Source organism: Pseudomonas sp. SST3, assembly GCF_003325755.1.
Genome location: NZ_QORI02000001.1, coordinates 223,192 through 242,061, shown reverse-complemented (window position 1 = coordinate 242,061; position 18,870 = coordinate 223,192). Strand labels below are relative to the sequence as shown.

The window sequence follows — 18,870 nt, the reverse complement described above, 5'->3', positions numbered from 1 at the left end:
GTATCGAGATCAGCCCATGAGCTTCAATATCGCCCTGACCGGCCTGTCCGCCGTCAACGAACAACTCAACACCATCGGCAACAACATCGCTAACTCCGGCACCGTCGGCTTCAAGTCTTCGCGCACCGATTTCGGCAGCCTCTATGCCGAGACCCAGGCGATGGGGGTCGAGGTCATCGGCACCACCCAGAGCATCAGTCAGGGCGGTGCGCTGACCACCACCAACCGCAACCTGGACCTGGCGATCTCCGGCGGTGGCTTCTTCGTCACCCGCGCCAGCAATGGCGATGTTGCCTACACCCGCGCCGGGATGTTCGGTACCGACAAGAACAGCTACCTGACCAACAGCCTGGGTCAGCGTCTGCAGGGCTACCCCACCGATGCGGCAGGCAATCTGCAGACCGGTGTGATCGGTGACTTGCAGATGAAAGCCGGCGGCTTGCCCGCAAAGGCCACCGATGAGCTGAGCTTCGTTGCCAACCTCGACGCCAACCAGGCAGTGCCCGCCGTGGCCTTCGATCCGCAGGTCGCCGACAGCTACAACTCCACCTACACCACCAAGGTGTTCGATTCCCAGGGCAAAGAACACACCCTGACCCAGTACTTCGCCAAGACCGCCGATAACAGCTGGGATGCTCATTACTACGTAGATGGCGCGCCTCTTGAGTCGGCGCCAGGCACGCCTCATGTGCAAAATATAGCCTTCAATACGGACGGATCGCTTCAAGGTCCGATCGCTCCGGTAGCGCTGGCCGCGACCCTTGGCGGCGGCGTCGATCCGTTGAATATCCAGCTCGATTACAGTGGTACCAGCCAGTACGGCTCTCAATTCAACGTCACCGGCAACCGCGCCACTGGCTACGCTGCGGGCGAGCAGACCGGGATGAGCGTGGAGAAGGACGGCAAGGTCTACGCCAGCTTCTCCAACGGCGAGCGTCTGCTCCAGGGCCAAGTGATACTGGCCAGCTTCGTCAATCCGGAAGGGTTGAAGAACATCAGTGGCACCGCCTGGACCGAAACCGCTGCCTCGGGCGTGGCGTTGGTCGGTGCGCCGGGTGTTGGCCAGCTCGGCAGCCTCTCGGCCGGCGCGCTGGAGAGCTCCAACGTCGACCTGACTCAACAGCTGGTAGGCCTGATGGAAGGCCAGCGTAACTACCAGGCCAACACCCAGGTCATTTCCACCAACAAGGAACTGACCCAGGTCCTGTTCAACGCGCTCTGAGGCTGATCCATGGATCGTTTGGGATACACCGCGATGACCGCCGCCAGCCGCACGATGATGTCGCTGCAGGTGCGTTCGAACAACCTCGCCAACGTCAATACACCGGGCTTTCGCGCCGACATGGAGCGTGCCCAGGCGGTAGAGGTCGAGGGTTACGGCTACGACAGCCGGCACATGGCCGTGGTGCAGAACAACGGCGTCAATATGGCTGCAGGTCCGCTGATGGCCACTGGTCGTGAGCTGGATTTCGCCGTCAAGGGCCCCGGCCTGATCGTCCTGCAGGACGGCGAAGGCGAGGCCTACACCCGCCAGGGCAGCATGCAGATCGACGCCGAAGGCCGCCTGACCCTCAATGGCCGCGCCGTGATGGGCGAGGGTGGGCCGATCGAGCTGCCCGAGCATGACCGCGTCGAGATCGGCAACGACGGCACCGTCTCGATCATGGCGCCCGGCGACTGGATGATGGCCGAAGTGGACCGAATCCGCCTGGTCGACGTGGCAGCGGCTGATCTGATGAAGAACGAGGCCGGCCTGCTGGTGACACGCAACGGTGAACCCGCTGCACCCAGCGAAGACGTACGCCTGGCCAGCGGCTTTCTCGAGTCGAGCAACGTCTCGGCGATCGACGAGCTGGCCTCGACCATGAGCCTGAATCGCCTGTTCGAAACCCAGGTAAAAATGATGAAAGCCGCCGAGGACCTCTCCGACGCCGGCAACCGAATGATCCGCGGCAGCTGATCGGGAGATAACGCATGAATTCCGCACTTTGGGTCAGCAAGACCGGTCTGGCCGCCCAGGACACCGCCATGGCGACCGTCGCCAACAACCTGGCGAACGTCAACACCAATGGCTTCAAGAGCGACCGCGCCGTCTTCGAAGATCTGTTCTACAGCATCGAGAAGCAGCCCGGCGCACAGGCGGACGAGATCAACACCGTGCCGTCCGGCATCCAGCTGGGCAGCGGCGTGCGCGTCGCCGGTACGCAGAAAGTCTTCACCGAAGGCAGCATCCAGACCACCGGCCAGCCGATGGACCTGGCGATCGTCGGCCGCGGCTTCTTCCAGGTCGAATCGCCCAACGGCGACATTCTGTACACCGAGAACGGTCAATTCCAGCTCAACGCCGAAGGCGTGATGGTCAACGCCCAAGGCCTGCCGCTGGCACCCGCCATCGAAGTGCCGCAGGGCAGCACCGGCTTCACCGTCGGTGCCGATGGCATCGTCACTGCAGTGCTGGCGGGCGACACCCTGCCGTCCGAGCTGGGGCAGATCACGCTGGTCAACTTCACCAATCCGGGCGGTCTGGAAGCGCTGGGCGGTAACCTCTATCGCGAAACGGTCGCCAGCGGTGAAGCCGTGGAAGGCGTGCCGGGCGAAGAAGGCCTCGGCCAGCTCAAGCAGGGCGTACTTGAAGGCTCCAACGTGCAGGTGGTCGAGGCCATGGTGGCGATGATCGCCATCCAGCGCGCCTACGAGGCCAACGCCAAGGTGCTTGACGCCGCGTCCGGCATGCAGCAGTTCCTCAACCAGACCGTCTGAGTGCTGACGATGCGTATTTCGATCCTGCTCGCCGCGCTGCTCCTGCTCGGCGGCTGCGCCAGCTTCAACGAGATGCTGCCCGAAGAGTCTTCGACCGAGTATGAGCCGCTGGAGCTGGACTACAGCTTGCCGCCGACCACCGGTGGCGGCTTGTTCCGCTCCGGTTACAGCGGCTCGCTGGTCAGCGACAACCGTGCGGTGCGGGTTGGCGACATCCTCACCGTAGTGCTGGACGAATCCACCCAGTCGAGCAAGAGCGCCGGGACCAGCTTCGGCAAAGAATCCAGCGTCGGCATCGGCATTCCCACGGTGCTCGGCAAGGCCTACCCCGATGTCGAAACCTCGGCCGGTGCCGAGCGCGACTTCAAGGGCTCGGCCAAGAGTTCACAGCAGAACACCCTGCGCGGCTCTATCGCCGTGACCGTGCATCGCGTGCTGCCCAACGGCACCTTGCTGATCAAGGGTGAAAAAACCCTGCGTCTGAACCAGGGTGATGAGTTCATTCGCCTCGCGGGGCTGGTACGGGTCGACGATATCAACCGCTACAACCAGGTGTCTTCGCAGAGTGTGGCCAACGCCAAGATTTCCTACGCCGGGCGCGGTGTACTCAACGACAGCAACTCGGCCGGCTGGCTGACGCGCTTCTTCGCCTCGCCGCTGTTCCCTCTTTAAGTGAAGCCTTGAAATGACTAGCCCGATGCGATCCCTGAAGCTGTTTTTCGCCGCCGTCGCGCTGTGCTGGCAACTGCCGACGCAGGCCGTGCCACTGATGGACCTGGTGGATGTCGAAGGTATCCGCGGCAACCAGCTGATCGGCTATGGCCTGGTGGTCGGCCTGGACGGCACTGGTGACAAGAATCAGGTGAAGTTCACCAACCAGTCGGTGGTCAACATGATCAAGCAGTTCGGCGTGAACCTGCCGCCGAACGTCGACCCGAAGCTGAAAAACGTCGCCGCAGTGACCATTACCGCCACGGTGCCGCCATCCTACAGCGCCGGTCAGAGCGTGGACGTCACGGTGTCATCGCTGGGTGATGCCAAGAGCCTGCGCGGCGGCCAGCTGCTGATGACCCCGCTGCAGGGCGTGGACGGTGAGGTCTATGCGCTCGCCCAAGGCGCGGTGATCGTCGGCGGTGTCAATGCCGAGGGAGCCAGCGGCTCCAAGGTGGCGATCAACACCTCGAACAGCGGCCTGATCCCTAACGGCGCCACCATCGAGCGGATGATTCCCAGCGACTTTACCGAGCGTCCGGACGTGATGCTCAACGTACGCCAGCCAAGCTTCCAGACGGTGACTCGGGTGGTCGATGCCGTCGACGCCTACTTCGGCAAGGGCACCGCTACCGCACTCAACGCGACCAAGATTTCGATTCGCGCGCCGGTTACCAGTACCCAGCGCATGAGCTTCATGGCCATGCTCGAACGTCTGGACGTGGAGGAGGGTCGCACCCGGCCGAAGGTGGTGTTCAACAGCCGCACCGGCACCGTGGTCGTCGGCCAGGGCGTGCGGGTGAAGGCCGCCGCGGTCGCTCATGGCAGCCTGACCGTGACCATCAGCGAGCGCCCGCAGGTTAGCCAGCCGAACGCCTTTGCTGGCGGCGAAACCGTGGTCACGCCGCAGTCGGACGTCGCGATCGAGCAGGACCGTAAGGCCATGTTCAAGTGGCCCGAAGGCGCCAGCCTGGAAAGCATCATCAGCACCATCAACAGTCTCGGCGCTACCCCCGACGATGTGATGAGCATCCTGCAGTCGCTGGAGCGTGCCGGCGCGCTGAATGCCGAACTGATCGTGATGTAAGACCGGGCTGGCGATCCAGTTGTTGTTAACGAAGCAGGCCCGACGCGCGGCAGATTTTGAACAGGTTCCATGACGACCATGAGCATCGTTTCCCTCCCCCAGCACCTCAACACCCTGCGTAACCGCGCCGACGGCCCGACCGCGGCGCGGCGCCAGCAGTTGGAAGTCGTCGCCGAGCAGTTCGAGGCGATGTTCCTGCAGCAGATCCTCAAGCAGATGCGCAAGGCCGGCGACGTCCTTGGCGCTGGCAACCCCATGCGCAGCCGCGAGCTGGACACCATGCGCGACTTCTACGACGAAGTGCTGGCCGACACCCTGGCCGGCAAGCGGCAGACCGGGATCGCCGACATGCTGGTGCAGCAGCTGAGCGGCGAGGCATCAGGCACGGTGCCTGCGCCCACTGCCCTGGCCGGGCATACCGGTAGCGGGCTGCAGGGCGGCGGGCTGCATGCGCTGCGCGGCACCTGGCAGCGCGGTGTCGATGCGCTCGACAGCGCCTGGGAGAGCGGCAAGGCCGGCTTCAAGTCGCTGGTCGATAGTGTGATCAAACACGAATCCAGCGGCAACATCGCCGCCGTATCGCCCAAGGGCGCGCGTGGCTTGATGCAGCTCATGCCCGGCACCGCGCGGGACATGGCCGCCGAGCTGGGCCTGCCATTCAGCGAGGCGCGGCTGACCAGTGATGCCGAGTACAACAAGCGCCTGGGCAGCGCCTACCTAAACAAGATGCTCGACCGCTACGACGGCCATCAGGCCTTGGCGCTGGCCGCCTATAACGCTGGCCCTGGCAAGGTCGACGAGTGGCTCAAGATCCACGGCGACCCGCGCAAGGGTGAAGTCGGCACCGGCGCCTGGGTACAAAAAATCCCCTACGCGGAAACCCGTAACTACACCCGCAATATCCTTAACGACCTGCGTGCTGAAGCATCGAAGCCGGTCGAGCCGCGGGCGCAGATCCAGCCGCTGAGCGATCCTCTGCCGCCGACACTTAATTCCGCTGCCGATGCGGTCGCTCTATCCACTCAGCACCATCGTGTTGTCGGCGGCGGCCATCTGTCCGTGGCGTTCGCGCAACCGATCCGGATCGAGTCGAAGGAAGTCGTGTCGTGAGTATTTTGGGTCAAATTGGCTACAGCGGCGTTCGCGCCTCGCAGATCGCCCTGTCGGCGACCGGGCAGAACATTGCCAACGTCAACACCCCGGGCTTCAGTCGCCTGGCGGCAGAACAGCGCTCGCTCGGCGGGCAGGGCGTGTTGAGCGCCGGCGGTGGCGTGCAGGTCAGCTCCATCCGTCGCTTGTCCAACGACTTCCAGAACCAGCAGCTCTGGCGCGCCAGCACCGACAAGAACTACTTCAATACCAATCAGCAGTATCTGACGGCCCTCGAAGGGCTGATCGACAGCGAAGGCTCCAGCGTCAGCGTCGGCCTGGATAATTTCTTCGCCGCGCTCAGTGAAGCCAGCTCGACCCCGGAATCCATTGCCCTGCGCCAGCAGATCATCGGGGAATCGAAGCAGCTGGCGCAGCGTTTCAACGGTCTGGGCAGCAACATCGGCATTCAGCTGAACGCGCTGCAGGGCCAGCGCGTGGCGATGACCAGCGAAATAAACGGGCTGTCCGGCAACATCGCCGAGCTCAATGCGCAGATCCGCGAGATGGAATCATCCGGGCGCGACACGGCGACCCTGCGCGACTACCGCGAGAATCTGGTCAAGGACCTCAGCCAGTACGCCGGTATCCGTGTGCAGGAAGCGCCGGATGGCACCCTCAGCGTGTCGCTCGCCAACGGCCAGCCGCTGGTGGCTGGCGCCACCGCCGGGCAGCTGAAGATCAATGAGAATGTCGCTGGCGAGCAGGAGATGACGCTGGTCTTCGCCAAGACCACGTTTCCCCTGAATCAGAAAGGCCTCGGGGGTTCGCTCGGCAGCCTCTATGACATGGAATACGGCTCGCTGCGTCCGGCCCTGCAGGATTTGCACGACATGGCCGAAGCCATCGCGACCATCGTCAACGACACCCTCGCTGGCGGCTTCGATCTCAACGGTAATGCGGGCCAGCCGTTGTTCACTCACAACCCTGGCAGTACTAGCGCCATGCTCGAGGTCAAGCCGTTAGGCGCCGTTGAACTGGCGTTCTCTTCGGCAGCGGGCGAAGTGGGTAACAACAGGAATCTGCTCGAGCTGCTCGACCTGAAGTCGAAAGGCATCGATGTCGCCGGCAATACCGTTCCGCTCAACGACGCCTATGCCGGTCTGGTCGGCCGTGTCGCCAGCGCCAGCCGACAGAATCAGGCGGACCTCAGCGCTGCCAGCACGGTGGCCGAGCAGGCACAGGCCCAGCGCGACAGCGTCAGCGCCGTCAACCTGGACGAAGAAGCGGTCAACCTGATGGCGTACGAGCAGGCCTATCAGGCCAACATGAAGGTCATCAGCACTTCCAATGATCTGTTCAACGCCGTACTGGCGATGTTCTGAACCGGCACTGGCCGATTCGACTGACGAGTAAAGACCCATGCGCATCTCCAACGCCCAGATCACCGCCATGATGCACGGCTCGATGAACACCAGCTCCGAGAAGCTCGGCAAGCTGATGCAGCAGATGGCTACCGGCGAGCGCATGCTGCTGCCATCGGATGACCCGATTTCCGCCGTACGCGTGCTGCGCATCCAGCGCGAGGAAGCCAGCCTCACGCAGTACCGCACCAACATCGCCAACGTGTCCGGCAACCTGTCCAAGCAGGAGGCCAACCTCAAGGCTACCTCGGACACCATGCTCAACGTGCGCGACCTGCTGCTGTGGGCCGCCAATGGCAGCAACACCAGCGAAGACCTGGCAGCCATCGCCAACGAAATGGGCAATCTGGAAAAGACCATCCTCGGTTTCGCCAACGTGCGCGATGAGGAAGGTCGTTATCTGTTTTCCGGCACCCTTAGCGATCGGCCGGCGATCACCTTCGATGCCGCTACCCAGAGCTACCAGCTGACCGGAAATGACCAATACCGCCAGGCGGCAGTCGCCAACGGCGTACTGGTCGAGGAGAATGTCACCGCCGCGCAGGTCTTCGGTGGCGGCGTCGGCATGCTCAATGACCTCAACGCGCTGGTGAAGATGCTCGCCGACCCGGCCCTCGATGCCAATGACCCTGCGGTGCAGGCAAGGATCGGCGCCACCCTGAACAGCCTCGATGCGACCCACAGCGACCTGCTCGGCGCGGTCTCGGAGCTTGGCGGGCGGCAGAACACCCTGACGTTGCTGTCGAGCAGCAACGAGGACGTGTCGCTGGTGAACCAGAAGATCGAAGGCGAGCTGTCGCAGCTTGACTACGCGGGTGCCAGCATCGACCTGAACAACTATCAGCTGTCGCTGCAGGCGACGCAGAAGACCTATTTGAAGATCAACGGGCTGTCGCTGTTCGGCATGCTCTGACCGAGGTAGCGTGAATGAAGATTGGCAAGCAGCTCCCCGCTGTTTCCGCAATCAACCCGCAGGAGCGCCGTGAGGCGTTGCTACGGGATGCGCCTGCGCCGCTGCGTACGGGTGTGCCAGGCGACACCCTGCCGGCCGAGACCACCACCAGCAAGACCACCGGTTTCAGCCTGCAGCTCAACCAGCAGCTGTCATCGATGCAGTCGGCCGACAGCTACCTGGGTGACCTGCAGACGCGTCTGTCGCAGCTCAAGCTCAACCTGAGTCGCCAGATAAGCTCGCCTCAGCCCGACGGCGAGCAAGCCATTCAACAGTCGGTTCAGCAGATTGGCGAGTTGCTCAAGGAGCGCAGCAAGCGTTCCGGTAACTCGCTGGACGCCAACCTCAAGCTGCGCCTGACCGAGCCGGTGCGCAGCCGTTTCAGCCTGCAGGGGCTGGAGTCGCTGGACAAGATCCGCCAATCCGGTCGCGAGACGCTGCTGTTCAGCGGCGGCCGCCAGTTGGCCGAGCCGGTGGCGGTGGTACTCGATGACGAGATGAGCGACGAGCAGATTCTGCGCCGCTTCAACGGCAGTCTTGGCCAGGCCGGCATTCGTGCCGAGCTGGATCAGCACGGCGAACTGAAGTTTTCCGCCCGCGAGGGTGATTGGCAGAAGCTCAAGGACCAACTGGCGGTGCAGGGCGAAGGAAAACTGTTCGAGAAGGGCAAGTACGTGCGCGTGCAGAGCCAGGACGAACAGCTGCTGAGTTTTCCCAACGAGCTGCAGCTGGATTCCTTCCGTGAGCTGCGACGCCTGCTCGATTCGGTGGTCGCCGGGCTCGACAAGGTCACTTCGCTGCGCGAGCAGCTGAGCAACCGCCAGCAGGAGATCCGCGAATTCCTCGCCCGTCAGGCGCACGCCGACGAAAAGCAGTGGGCCATGGACTTTTCCCGCTCGGTGTTCAATCTGATGCAGCGCAGCCCCTCCAGCTACGCCGCCGTCACTCAGACCGTGGTGGCGCAGGCCACCATCAGCCGCTTCGCGGTGGTCAGCCTGTTGTCTTGATCAGCCTTCACCGGTCTTGCGTCGATCAAAGTCCGCTGCGATCGATGAACTTCACATCCGATGGCCGGCCCATTGGCAGCGTCTGCAGGGTATCGCCCAGCAGGCCGCTGTCGGGATCGCGCTGCAGCACCACCAGCGCGTCGCTCTTCTGATTGGCGATGAGCATGAAACGCCCGCTCGGATCGATGGCGAACTCTCGCGGCTCCCGGCCTTCGCTGGAGCGCTGCTGAATCTCGCGCAGGTTGGCGTTCTCCTCGATGGCATACACCATGATCCGGTTCTTCTCGGCGCGATCGCTGACATAGAGAAAACGGCCGTCGGCCGACGGATGTATGGCGCCCGGCGAGTGCAGGGTGGTGTCGCTACCCGTCGCCAGATCGACCAATTGGCGCTGCACCAGGCTGCCGTCGACATGATCGAAGCGCGCCACCTGGGCGCTGAGCTCCAGCGTGGCGTAAGCCTGCAGCCCGTCCGGGCTGAACACCAAATGGCGCGGGCCGCTGCCGTCCGGCAGGCTGATGAAGGCCGGATCAGCCGGGGACAGCGGGCGTTCGGCGTTGGTCGGGTCATAGCGATAAACGAAGATCTTGTCGGCACCCAGATCGCTGACAAACAACGTCTTGCCATTCGGCGACATCACCGCCGAGTGCACGTGGGCCGATTGCTGTCGTTCGGGGTGCACTTCGCTGGCCTTGTGCGCGGCGATCTGCGTGACCGGCATGAGCGTTCCGTCCTTGGCCGTCGGCATCACCGCCAGGCTGCCGCCGGGGTTGACACTGGAGCCGTAGTTGGAGACGAACAGATAACGCCCATCGCGGCTCTGGCTGAGGTGCGTGGGCTCATCGCCAAGCGTGATCTGTTGCGCCAGGGGTGACAGCTGTCCGCTGGATGGCGCAATGATGAACGCACTCACCCGGCCCACTGGATCGGACTGGCCTGGGCCGTTTTCGTTGGCGGCATAGAGTCGGTTGCGGTTCAGGTCCAGCGTCAGCCAGGATGGGTTGTCGGAACGCACCATCTGCAACGGCTGAGGCTCTATCTGGCCGCGCTCAGGGTCGAACTGCATCCGATAGATCCCTTCACTGCCGCCTTCGCTGGTATAAGTGCCGACCAATATTTGCTGCATCGGTGCTGCCACTCCCGTGATGCTGAAAGCCAAGAGTGCCGCGGCGAGGCCGAGGCGTGTTTGCAATAGACCGTACATAGGTGGATACCCGTATCGCTATCAGTGTCGGCCGAAGTAAGGCCTATGCTTGTTGAACACAGCGACCTGCCAGGGTTCTGATCATTTGATACCGATGGGCTCGCCGCACCGAACCCCCTGGAATGACGCAAGGTCTATCCGCAGCCGATGCGGCGATAAATCCGGTCCTCCGACGTAACATTACCCATTGGCATCGAACCCAAGCACCTATCAGCGTGGCTCTCTTTTATGGAACATCTGTTACCCGCACGGCTCAACGAACTGCAAGGCCTTACCGCCTCGCTGGCCGAGTCGCATATCGCCCCGCTGGCCGCGCAGGTTGATCAGAAATGCGAATGGCCAGCGCACTCGATGAAGGCACTGGGCGAAGCCGGACTGCTTGGGCTGCAAGTGCCGGCGGCGCTGGGTGGTCACGGCCAGGGCCTGCTCGGGTTGAGCGTCATCACCGAAACGATCGGCAGGGTATGTCCGTCCTCGGCGCTGTGCTTCGGCATGCACTGCGTCGGCACGGCGGTAATTGCCGCCAAGGCCACACCCTATCAACAAGATCACTACCTGCGCGCCATTGCCGAAGGCCGCCACATCACCACGTTGGCGCTTTCGGAACATGGTTCGGGCGCGCATCTGTACTTGCCGGAAACCCGGATTGCGACGGACGGAAAGCACTTCCTTGTCAGCGGCACCAAGCAATTCGTTACAAACGGCGGTCATGCCGATTCCTACGTGGTGTCGACGGTGGCCAGCGGCGAAAGCGACGAATCCGGCGACTTCAGTTGCCTGGTTATAGATCGCGACAGCCAGGGCATGGATTGGCTGGATGCCTGGGAAGGCTTTGGCATGCGTGGCAACTCTTCTCGGCCGTTGCGCCTGGATCAGGTGCCCGTACCGATGGAAAACCTGCTGGGCGAAGAGGGTGATCAGGTCTGGTACGTGTTCGAAGTGGTCGCGCCATTTTTCTTGATGGCCATGGCGGGCACCTACCTGGGTGTGGCCCAGTCGGCACTGGACGCCGCAGGCGAGCACTTGCGTGCACGGCGCTATTCGCATTCGGGCGAGGCGTTGCGCGATGTCGAGGCATTGCAGATTCGCTACGCCGAAATGTGGATGGAGCTCGAGAAAACCCGGGCATTGATCCGCGAGGCGGCCCGCCGGGGTGACATGGGCGATCCCGATGCGCTGCCCTTCATCCTGTCGTGCAAGGCGGCCGCAGGCGAAACCGCGGTAACGCTCGCGAACGAGGCGATGACCATCTGTGGTGGCGCTGCGTATCGTGACAACAGCCGGGTTGCGCAAATCCTGCGAGACGCCCGCGCCGCGCATGTCATGACGCCGACCACCGATCTGCTGAAACTATGGGCCGGCCGCAGCCTGCTCGGTCTGCCGCTGCTTTGAGTGCGCCCGTGGATAGCCAGTCGATAATCCTGATCGTTGCGCAAGATACAGCCAGTGCGGCGCAACGGCTGGTCGAGGATGTTGCCGTTTCGCAGCAGCTGCAGCTGACTACGATCGATCAAGCGCAGCTCACCGGTAATCCGCCTGGGCCGTTGGCCACCCTTGCAGAGCCGCCGCTGTTGCTACTGGCGCCAGGCCTCCGCCGGCCGCTGGCCGTGGCCCGGGCCATACGTGGCCAGTGGCGGAGCTGCGAACTCATCTTTCTCTGTCCGGTGGGCGGTATCGAGCCGCTGCGGCGCGAGTTTGGCGTGGCCCCGCTGATTGGCTCGCACTGGTCCATCGTGGAACTCAGCCAGCCTCTGCTGACCCGGCAGATAAGCCAGACGCTCGCGGCGACTCAGCGTCGGCGCCGGTTGCGCACCACACTCGACCTGGCCAACGCAGCGCTCGGTGCGCCACGCGCTGCGGTCGAAACCAGCCATCAGCGCCGGCTGAATGCCAGTTACTACCTGCACAACTTCATCGATGCGGCGAGGGATGCCATCGTCGGATTCGATAGTTCGTTGCAGGTGCTCTACTGGAGTGCGGGCGCTGAAGAGCTGTTCCGGCTGCCGGTCCGCGAGGCCGAGCGGCTCAGCGCCGAGCAACTGCCGTTCTGGTCCCCGGCGCTGCACTCGATCGTTCAGCAAGTGCTGGCTGGCACCGTCTCGCGCCCGCTGGAGTGCCCATGTTTGCTGGACGGGACCGAGGGTACGCTGGAAATCCTGCCCTCCGCCGTGCGTGATGGGAATCAACAGGTCATCGGCGTGTCGCTGACGATACGTGACATCTCCGCCTTGGCCGCTGAGCGCCGCGCCAATGAACAACGGGGGCGCGAGATAACCGAGGAGCGCCAGCACCTGCATCGTCTGTTCGACCAGGCGCCAGGCTTTATCGCCATTACTCAGGGTCCGCAACACATAGTGGAAATCGCCAACCGCGCCTTCCAACAGCTGGTCGGCCAGCGCGACGTGATCGGCAAACCGGCATTAGTGGTCTTCCCGCAAACCGAGGGGCGTGATCTTGACGGCCTGTTGGAGCAGATCTACGCGACCAAGCGGCCCTACCTGGGCCGGGCAATCCCTGTTCTGGTCAGCCGTCCGGATAGCGACGGGGCGCAACGGCGTTTCGTCGACTTCATCTTTCAACCGATCTTGACCGATCAGGAAGAAGTGACCGGAATTTTCTGCCAGGGCCATGATGTGACGCAGCAGATCCTCGCCCAGCAGGCGCTGCAGCGGTCCCAGGACAATCTGCTGGAACTGGTGAACGAGCGCACCCGCGAGCTTGAGCAGAGCCGCCAGGCCTTGTACCAATCGCAGAAGCTGGAGGCGATCGGCAAGCTGACCGGTGGCGTGGCGCATGACTTCAACAACGTGCTTCAGGTGATTGCCGGCAATCTTCAGCTAATGCGGCCAATGCTTGCGGGGGTACCGCTCGGATCGGCGCGCCTGGATGCGGCTGCACAGGCGGTCGACCGCGGGGCCAAGCTGGCGGCCGAACTGCTGGCCTTTGCGCGGCGCCAGCCGCTGCGGCCGATGCCAACCAATCTGGGACGCCTGTTGCGCAGCATGGACGAGCTGTTGCGTCAGGCGCTGGGCGAGCGGGTGGAAATCGAAACGGTGGTCTCCGGTGGTCTCTGGACCACGATGGTCGACCCGCACCAGCTCGAGAATGTCCTGCTCAACCTGGCGATCAACGCCCGCGACGCCATGCGTGAGGGCGGAAAGCTGACGCTCGAACTCTGCAACGCCATGCTCGACGAGCACTACGCGCAAACCCAGATCGATGTCGCGCCAGGTCAGTACGTGCTGCTGGCGGTCTCCGACACGGGCTCCGGCATGACCGAACAGACCCTCGAGCGGGCCTTCGAGCCGTTCTATACCACCAAGCCGGAAGGCGAGGGGACGGGGCTAGGTCTGAGCATGGCGTATGGTTTTGCCAAACAGAGCGGCGGTCATATCCGCATCTACAGCGAGCTGGGCAGCGGCACCACGGTCAAGCTGTACCTGCCGCGTACCGAGCAGCCCGAGGTGGTTGCCGTTGCGTCGCCGATCGGGGTGGCGGAGGGCGGGGACGAGACGATCCTGGTGGTCGAGGACGACCTTGCCGTACAGGCGACCGTCATCGAACTGCTGTCCGGTCTCGGTTATCGGGTGTTGCGTGCCAACGATGCACAAAGCGCACTGAGCATCCTGCAGAGCGGCATAGCGATCGACCTGCTGTTCACCGACGTGGTCATGCCGGGCAAACTCAGCAGTACCGAGCTGGCGCGGCAGGCAAAGCTGCTGTTGCCCGGTATTGCGGTGCTGTTCACGTCCGGCTACACCCGGAACGCGATCGTCCATGGCGGCAAGCTGGATGCCGGGGTCGAATTGCTGAGCAAGCCGTATCGACAGGAGGACCTGGCACGCAAGGTTCGCCAGCTACTGGGCGCGCGTGACGATCCGCAGGTATCGGCAACCTCCGCTCGTCGCCATGCGCTGGTGGTCGAAGACCAGCTGCCACTGCTCGAACTGACCTGCGAAATGCTCGACGAGCTGGATATCGCGACGGTTGGCGTGCCCTCCGCCGAAGAGGCTTCGCGGGCATTGGCCGAGCGGCACTTCGATTATTTGTTGGTGGACGTCAACCTGCCTGGGATGTCCGGTCCCGAGTTTGCCGCGCTGGCGCTAGAGGCGCACCCCGGGCTGCGCGTGGTGTTCATGTCGGGAGACGGCGTGATCGAAACGGAGCTACCCGCTCGCTCGTTGCCAAAGCCCTACTCCTTCGAGCAACTCGAAGCGATTCTCGCCGACTGATCCCCATCGTTGCGCCCACGTCGGGAGCTGGACGCAATTTATTTTGCGATACCTGTCGATTCTGCATCCGGTGACTCGACTAGCAGGTAACCACCCGCTCCTTCGAGGGATGCAGCGATGCGTTATCTGTGTCTGGTCTATCTGGATGAAAACGCTCTGGCGGGCCTGCCGCCCCGGGCGCAGGCCGCGCTGGATGCCGAATGCCGCGATTACCGCGAGGGGCTGCAGCGCAGCGGACGGCTGATCATCGGCGAAGCGCTGCAATCGGAACTCAGCGCCACCACCGTACGCGTACAAGGTGATCACGTCTCGCTGCGCGATGGGCCGGTTGCCGTCGGTCGCGAGCAACCCTTCGCCATCTACCTGTTCGAGGCGTCCGACCTCAATGACGCCATCCTGCTGGCTTCGCGCATCCCGCCGGTCCGCCTGGGTTGTGCCGAAGTACGGGCGCTGCATCCGCGCGCGCCGCCCTGATCCCGTCCATCTGTTTCGGAAAACGCTTCGCTTTCACCGCTCCGCCCATCCAATCCATGAGGAAACGAACATGAACACTGCAAGCGATACTCAAAATGGAGAAGCTCGTATCCGTGAGCTGACCGCCGAATTCCAACAGGCGGTCAGCGTCAAGGATCTCGACCGGATCATGTCCCAGTACGCGCCCGATGTGGTGGCCTTCGATGCGGTCGGCGCGCTGCAGTTCAAAGGCATCGAGGCCTATCGCGCCCACTGGCAACGCTGCTTCGACTTCTGCCAGGGTGAGGGTTTCTTCGAGACCCAGGACGTCAGCATCACCGCCAGCGGCGACCTCGCGTTCAGTCATTCGCTGAGCCATTGCGGAGGGACCAACGACAAGGGCGAGATGCAGACAGCCTGGATGCGCGGTACCCGTTGCTGGCGTCTGCAGGGTGGCGACTGGAAGGTCGTACACGAGCACTTCTCGATGCCTTTCGATATGGAAAGCGGCCAGGCTTGTTTCGGCCTCGAGCCCTGAGACTGAACGCCACCCACAGCCCGATAGCTGGCACGTCGCAAGGCCCTCGTGCTTTCGCCGCCAGCTGCTAAGGTTGTCTGTCGCCATGGACGTGATGGAGAACTGTATGAAATACCTTTGCCTCGTCTATTACGACGAACAACGCGTAGATGCCATGACCGATGAGCAGTGGGTCGCGCTCGTCGATCAGTGCATCGCCAACGGTGAGCGCCTGCGTGAAAGCGGGCATTTCATCGCCGGAGAGCCGCTGCAGTCGGTGCGCACCGCCAAGACCGTGAGGGTGCGTGAGGGCGCGGTGTCGGTGGTCGATGGCCCCTTCGCCGAAACCCGGGAGCAACTGGCGGGTTTCTATCTACTGGAGGCGGCCGATTTCGACGAGGCGGTGCAGCTGGCGGCGAAGATCCCGCCGGCCGCCCTCGGCAGTATCGAGGTTCGCCCGCTGCGCCAGCTGCCTGATCGTTGATCCGTCGAGACGCGCTTGCGTGACGGCCACTTCAGGCGGAGACGCCGCGGGCCAGCGGGCTATCGAGGCCATCTACCGCAAGGAGTCGCGGCGCGTGCTGGCAACCCTGATTCGCCTGCTCGGCGACTTCGATCTGGCCGAAGAGGCGTTGCACGACGCCTTTTACGCCGCCGTACGGCAATGGCCACGCGATGGGATACCGGCCAGTCCGCGCGCCTGGCTGGTATCGGCGGGACGCTTCAAGGCCATCGACGGCCTGCGTCGAAGGGCACGTTTCAATGCCTCGCTGAGCCTGCTGGCCGATCAGTTGGACACCGCCGAGGAACCGGACTGGGACCGCGACGACCTTGAAGACGATCGCCTACGGCTGGTATTTACCTGCTGCCACCCGGCTTTGCCGGCCGATGCGCAGGTGGCGCTGACCCTGCGCGAAGTCTGCGACCTGAAGACTGAGGAGATCGCCCGCGCCTTTCTCGTGTCGCCCAGCACCATTGCCCAGCGCATCGTGCGCGCCAAGCAGAAGATCCGTGATGCGGCGATCCCTTATCGCGTGCCGTCCCGTGATGAGTTGCCGTCGCGCCTGGATAACGTGCTTCGAGTGATCTACCTGGTATTCAACGAGGGCTACTCGGCCTCCAGCGGCGCCGAGCTGACCCGGGCGGATCTGAGCGCCGAGGCGATCCGCTTGGCTCGGCTGCTGCTGGAGCTGTTGCCTGATCCCGAGCTGATGGGGTTGCTGGCGCTAATGCTGTTGCACGATGCCCGCCGCGCCGCGCGCACCGATGGCTCCGGCGAGTTGGTGCGCCTTGACGAGCAGGATCGCAGCCTCTGGAACCGAGCGCAGATCGAAGAAGGCTCGGCGCTGGTGCAGCGTGCCCTGGGCTCGCGGCGTTTTGGTCCCTATACGTTGCAGGCCGCGATCGTCGCCGTGCATGCCGAGGCGCCCAGCGCGGCGCAGACCGACTGGGCGCAGATTGTCGGGCTCTACGACGTCCTGTTGCGGGTCAGCCCTTCGTCGGTCATCGAGCTGAACCGCGCGGTGGCGATCGCCATGCACGAGGGGCCGGAAGCGGGCCTGGCGCTGATCGATGATTTATTGGCCCGCGGGCTGCTGCACGATTATCACCTTCTGCATTCGGCTCGCGCCGATTTCTGCCGCCGCCTTGGCCGCCTGGACGAGGCACGAGCCGCCTATCGGAGGGCACTGCAGCTGGCGCAGCTAGAGCCGGAGCGGCGTTTTCTGCAGCAACGGCTGGATGAGTTGAATGGAGCGGATTGAGGAGTCGAACGACGTTCATACGCAGGGTGGAAACGATCAACAATCCCTGTAGGGTGGCTTCAGCCCACCGTGCCGTTGCCTGATGCGGGGCGGGGCGGGGAAGCGTTCGCGAGCAAGCTCGCTCCTACAATGCCGACAACTCCCATCCTCCGTGGGCGAGTTATCGATAGTCGATTCCGTAGGGTGGGCTTCAGCCCACCAATTGCTCTGCCCCATCCTCATTGGCGTTTCGTCCGTGCGCGTCGCCAAACTCCGGTGGGCTGACCGTGAAGCGGTGCGCGCCACGCCGTGATCAGGTGTCGCCACCCGCCGGCAGGTAGTCGCTGCGACTTAATCCGTGGCGCTGCATCTTTTCGTTCAGGGTGCGGCGCGGCAGCTGTAGCTGGTTCATCACTTCGGTGATGTTGCCTTTGTGCTGTTGCAACGTGTTGTGCAGGCACTGCGCCTCGAAAGCTTCCATCTGTTCGGCCAGCGAAGCGGCGGCGGCAGGGCTGGCTGTGGCGCTCACACTCGTGGATGGAGGGGGCGTCAGGCTCAGTGCGTGACGTTCGGCGGCGTTGATCAGCTCGCGGACGTTGCCCGGCCAGTCATGGCTGAGCAGCTGCGCCAGCTCGGTGGGGCTGGCAGGTATGGGGTCGCGGCCGTGGCGCTGCGCTGCCTGGTTGACGAAGTGATCGAACAGCAGCGGAATGTCCTCGCGACGATCACGCAGCGGCGGAATATGCAGCTCGGCGACGTTCAGGCGATACAGCAGGTCTTCGCGGAAACGCCCGCCACGCACCTCTTCGAGCAGGTCCGGCTTGGCCGCGCTGATCACCCGTAGATCGACCTCGATGCTGCGGTTCGAGCCTAGGCGTTCCAGGGTTCTTTCCTGCAGCACGCGCAGCAGCTTGACCTGCTGCGCCAGTGGCATGCTCTCGATCTCATCGAGGAACAGCGTGCCGCCATGGGCATGCTCGATTCGGCCGATGCGTTTGCCCTGCGCGCCGGTGAAGGCGCCGCTCTCGTGGCCGAACAGTTCGCTCTCAAAGATGGTTTCGGGGATGGCGGCGCAGTTCAGCGCGACAAAGGGGTTGCGGGCACGCGGGCTGAAGTCATGCAGGCAGCGCGCAACCTGTTCCTTGCCACTGCCAGTGTCGCCGCGGATCAGTACATTGACATCGGTGCCGGCCAGCTCCAGCACCTGACGCCGGAGGTGTTCCATGGCCCGCGAGACGCCCAGCAGCATCGACTCGATGCGCCCCTTGCGAGTGAATTGCTCGCGCAGCTGGCGGTTTTCGCAGACCAGCCGACGCTTTTCCTGGGCGCGGCGCACGCTGTCGAGTAGGCGCTCCGGGGTGAAGGGTTTCTCGATGAAGTCGTAGGCGCCCTGATGCAGCGCCTGCACCGCCATCGGCACGTCGCCATGGCCGGTGACCATGATCACCGGCAGCTCTGGATCCAATGCCACGAGCCGCTCCAGCAAGCCGAGGCCGTCCAGATCAGGCATGCGCACATCGCTGATCAGCACGCCGGCGAAGTCCCGGTCAATCAGCGCCAGTGCCTGTTGAGCGCTGGCACAGGTGCGCACACTGAAGCCGGAGAGCTCCAGCCACTGCTGAACTGCCTGGCGTATCGCTGCTTCGTCGTCGATGAAGATGACCTGACCGCTCATGTCTCACTCCTTCTGCC

General features: G+C 63.6%; 17 protein-coding genes. 15 read left to right on the top strand and 2 right to left on the bottom strand.

The window, feature by feature from the left end; genetic code table 11:
* Positions 1-16: 16 nt before the first annotated feature.
* The 9 genes from flgE (at position 17) to DQ405_RS01155 (ending at position 9,030) form a co-directional block, all read left to right on the top strand.
* Positions 17-1,222 (top strand): flagellar hook protein FlgE, encoded by a 1,206-nt coding sequence (gene flgE, locus DQ405_RS01195; protein WP_168422533.1) that lies wholly within the window; start codon positions 17-19, stop codon positions 1,220-1,222.
* A 9-nt stretch (positions 1,223-1,231) separates the two neighbouring features.
* The gene (flgF, locus tag DQ405_RS01190) at positions 1,232-1,960 is read left to right on the top strand and encodes a flagellar basal-body rod protein FlgF (protein WP_168422532.1); all 729 of its coding nucleotides are present in this window, start codon (positions 1,232-1,234) and stop codon (positions 1,958-1,960) included.
* A 14-nt stretch (positions 1,961-1,974) separates the two neighbouring features.
* Positions 1,975-2,760, top strand: a complete 786-nt coding sequence (gene flgG / locus DQ405_RS01185) for a flagellar basal-body rod protein FlgG (protein WP_168422531.1) — start codon at positions 1,975-1,977, stop codon at positions 2,758-2,760.
* A gap of 9 nt (positions 2,761-2,769) precedes the next feature.
* Positions 2,770-3,432 carry a flagellar basal body L-ring protein FlgH gene (gene flgH / locus DQ405_RS01180; RefSeq protein ID WP_168422530.1) on the top strand — a complete coding sequence of 221 codons (663 nt, stop codon included), beginning with the start codon at positions 2,770-2,772 and terminating at the stop codon, positions 3,430-3,432.
* Between the two features lie 25 nt (positions 3,433-3,457).
* The gene (locus DQ405_RS01175) at positions 3,458-4,558 is read left to right on the top strand and encodes a flagellar basal body P-ring protein FlgI (RefSeq protein ID WP_168422529.1); all 1,101 of its coding nucleotides are present in this window, start codon (positions 3,458-3,460) and stop codon (positions 4,556-4,558) included.
* Between the two features lie 78 nt (positions 4,559-4,636).
* A complete protein-coding gene (locus DQ405_RS01170; protein ID WP_168422528.1) occupies positions 4,637-5,668 on the top strand; it encodes a lytic transglycosylase domain-containing protein in 1,032 nt (343 codons plus the stop codon).
* Positions 5,665-7,032, top strand: coding sequence for a flagellar hook-associated protein FlgK (flgK, locus tag DQ405_RS01165; protein WP_168422527.1), 1,368 nt, complete (start codon positions 5,665-5,667; stop codon positions 7,030-7,032). Before DQ405_RS01170 ends, flgK begins: the two co-directional genes overlap by 4 nt.
* Before the next feature lie 37 nt (positions 7,033-7,069).
* Entirely contained in the window at positions 7,070-7,984 is a 915-nt protein-coding gene (flgL, locus tag DQ405_RS01160; RefSeq protein WP_168422526.1) for a flagellar hook-associated protein FlgL, read from the top strand.
* Between the two features lie 14 nt (positions 7,985-7,998).
* On the top strand, positions 7,999-9,030 hold the full coding sequence (locus tag DQ405_RS01155) for a hypothetical protein (RefSeq protein ID WP_168422525.1): 1,032 nt from the start codon (positions 7,999-8,001) through the stop codon (positions 9,028-9,030).
* 25 nt (positions 9,031-9,055) lie between these two features.
* Here the strand turns inward: DQ405_RS01155 and DQ405_RS01150 are convergent, their stop codons facing one another.
* Entirely contained in the window at positions 9,056-10,234 is a 1,179-nt protein-coding gene (locus DQ405_RS01150; RefSeq protein ID WP_168422524.1) for a lactonase family protein, read from the bottom strand.
* A 228-nt stretch (positions 10,235-10,462) separates the two neighbouring features.
* Here DQ405_RS01150 and DQ405_RS01145 point away from each other — a divergent pair, with 228 nt between their 5' ends.
* The 6 genes from DQ405_RS01145 (at position 10,463) to DQ405_RS01120 (ending at position 17,199) form a co-directional block, all read left to right on the top strand.
* A complete protein-coding gene (locus DQ405_RS01145; protein WP_168422523.1) occupies positions 10,463-11,626 on the top strand; it encodes an acyl-CoA dehydrogenase family protein in 1,164 nt (387 codons plus the stop codon).
* A gap of 23 nt (positions 11,627-11,649) precedes the next feature.
* Positions 11,650-14,466, top strand: coding sequence for a response regulator (locus DQ405_RS01140; RefSeq protein ID WP_446730854.1), 2,817 nt, complete (start codon positions 11,650-11,652; stop codon positions 14,464-14,466).
* Positions 14,467-14,583: 117 nt separating this feature from the next.
* A complete protein-coding gene (locus DQ405_RS01135; protein ID WP_168422521.1) occupies positions 14,584-14,940 on the top strand; it encodes a YciI family protein in 357 nt (118 codons plus the stop codon).
* A 70-nt stretch (positions 14,941-15,010) separates the two neighbouring features.
* The gene (locus tag DQ405_RS01130) at positions 15,011-15,457 is read left to right on the top strand and encodes a YybH family protein (RefSeq protein WP_168422520.1); all 447 of its coding nucleotides are present in this window, start codon (positions 15,011-15,013) and stop codon (positions 15,455-15,457) included.
* A 106-nt stretch (positions 15,458-15,563) separates the two neighbouring features.
* The gene (locus DQ405_RS01125; RefSeq protein WP_168422519.1) at positions 15,564-15,920 is read left to right on the top strand and encodes a YciI family protein; all 357 of its coding nucleotides are present in this window, start codon (positions 15,564-15,566) and stop codon (positions 15,918-15,920) included.
* 61 nt (positions 15,921-15,981) lie between these two features.
* On the top strand, positions 15,982-17,199 hold the full coding sequence (locus DQ405_RS01120) for a sigma-70 family RNA polymerase sigma factor (protein WP_168422731.1): 1,218 nt from the start codon (positions 15,982-15,984) through the stop codon (positions 17,197-17,199).
* A gap of 292 nt (positions 17,200-17,491) precedes the next feature.
* Here the strand turns inward: DQ405_RS01120 and DQ405_RS01115 are convergent, their stop codons facing one another.
* Positions 17,492-18,853 carry a sigma-54-dependent transcriptional regulator gene (locus DQ405_RS01115; protein ID WP_168422518.1) on the bottom strand — a complete coding sequence of 454 codons (1,362 nt, stop codon included), beginning with the start codon at positions 18,851-18,853 and terminating at the stop codon, positions 17,492-17,494.
* Positions 18,854-18,870 lie beyond the last annotated feature (17 nt).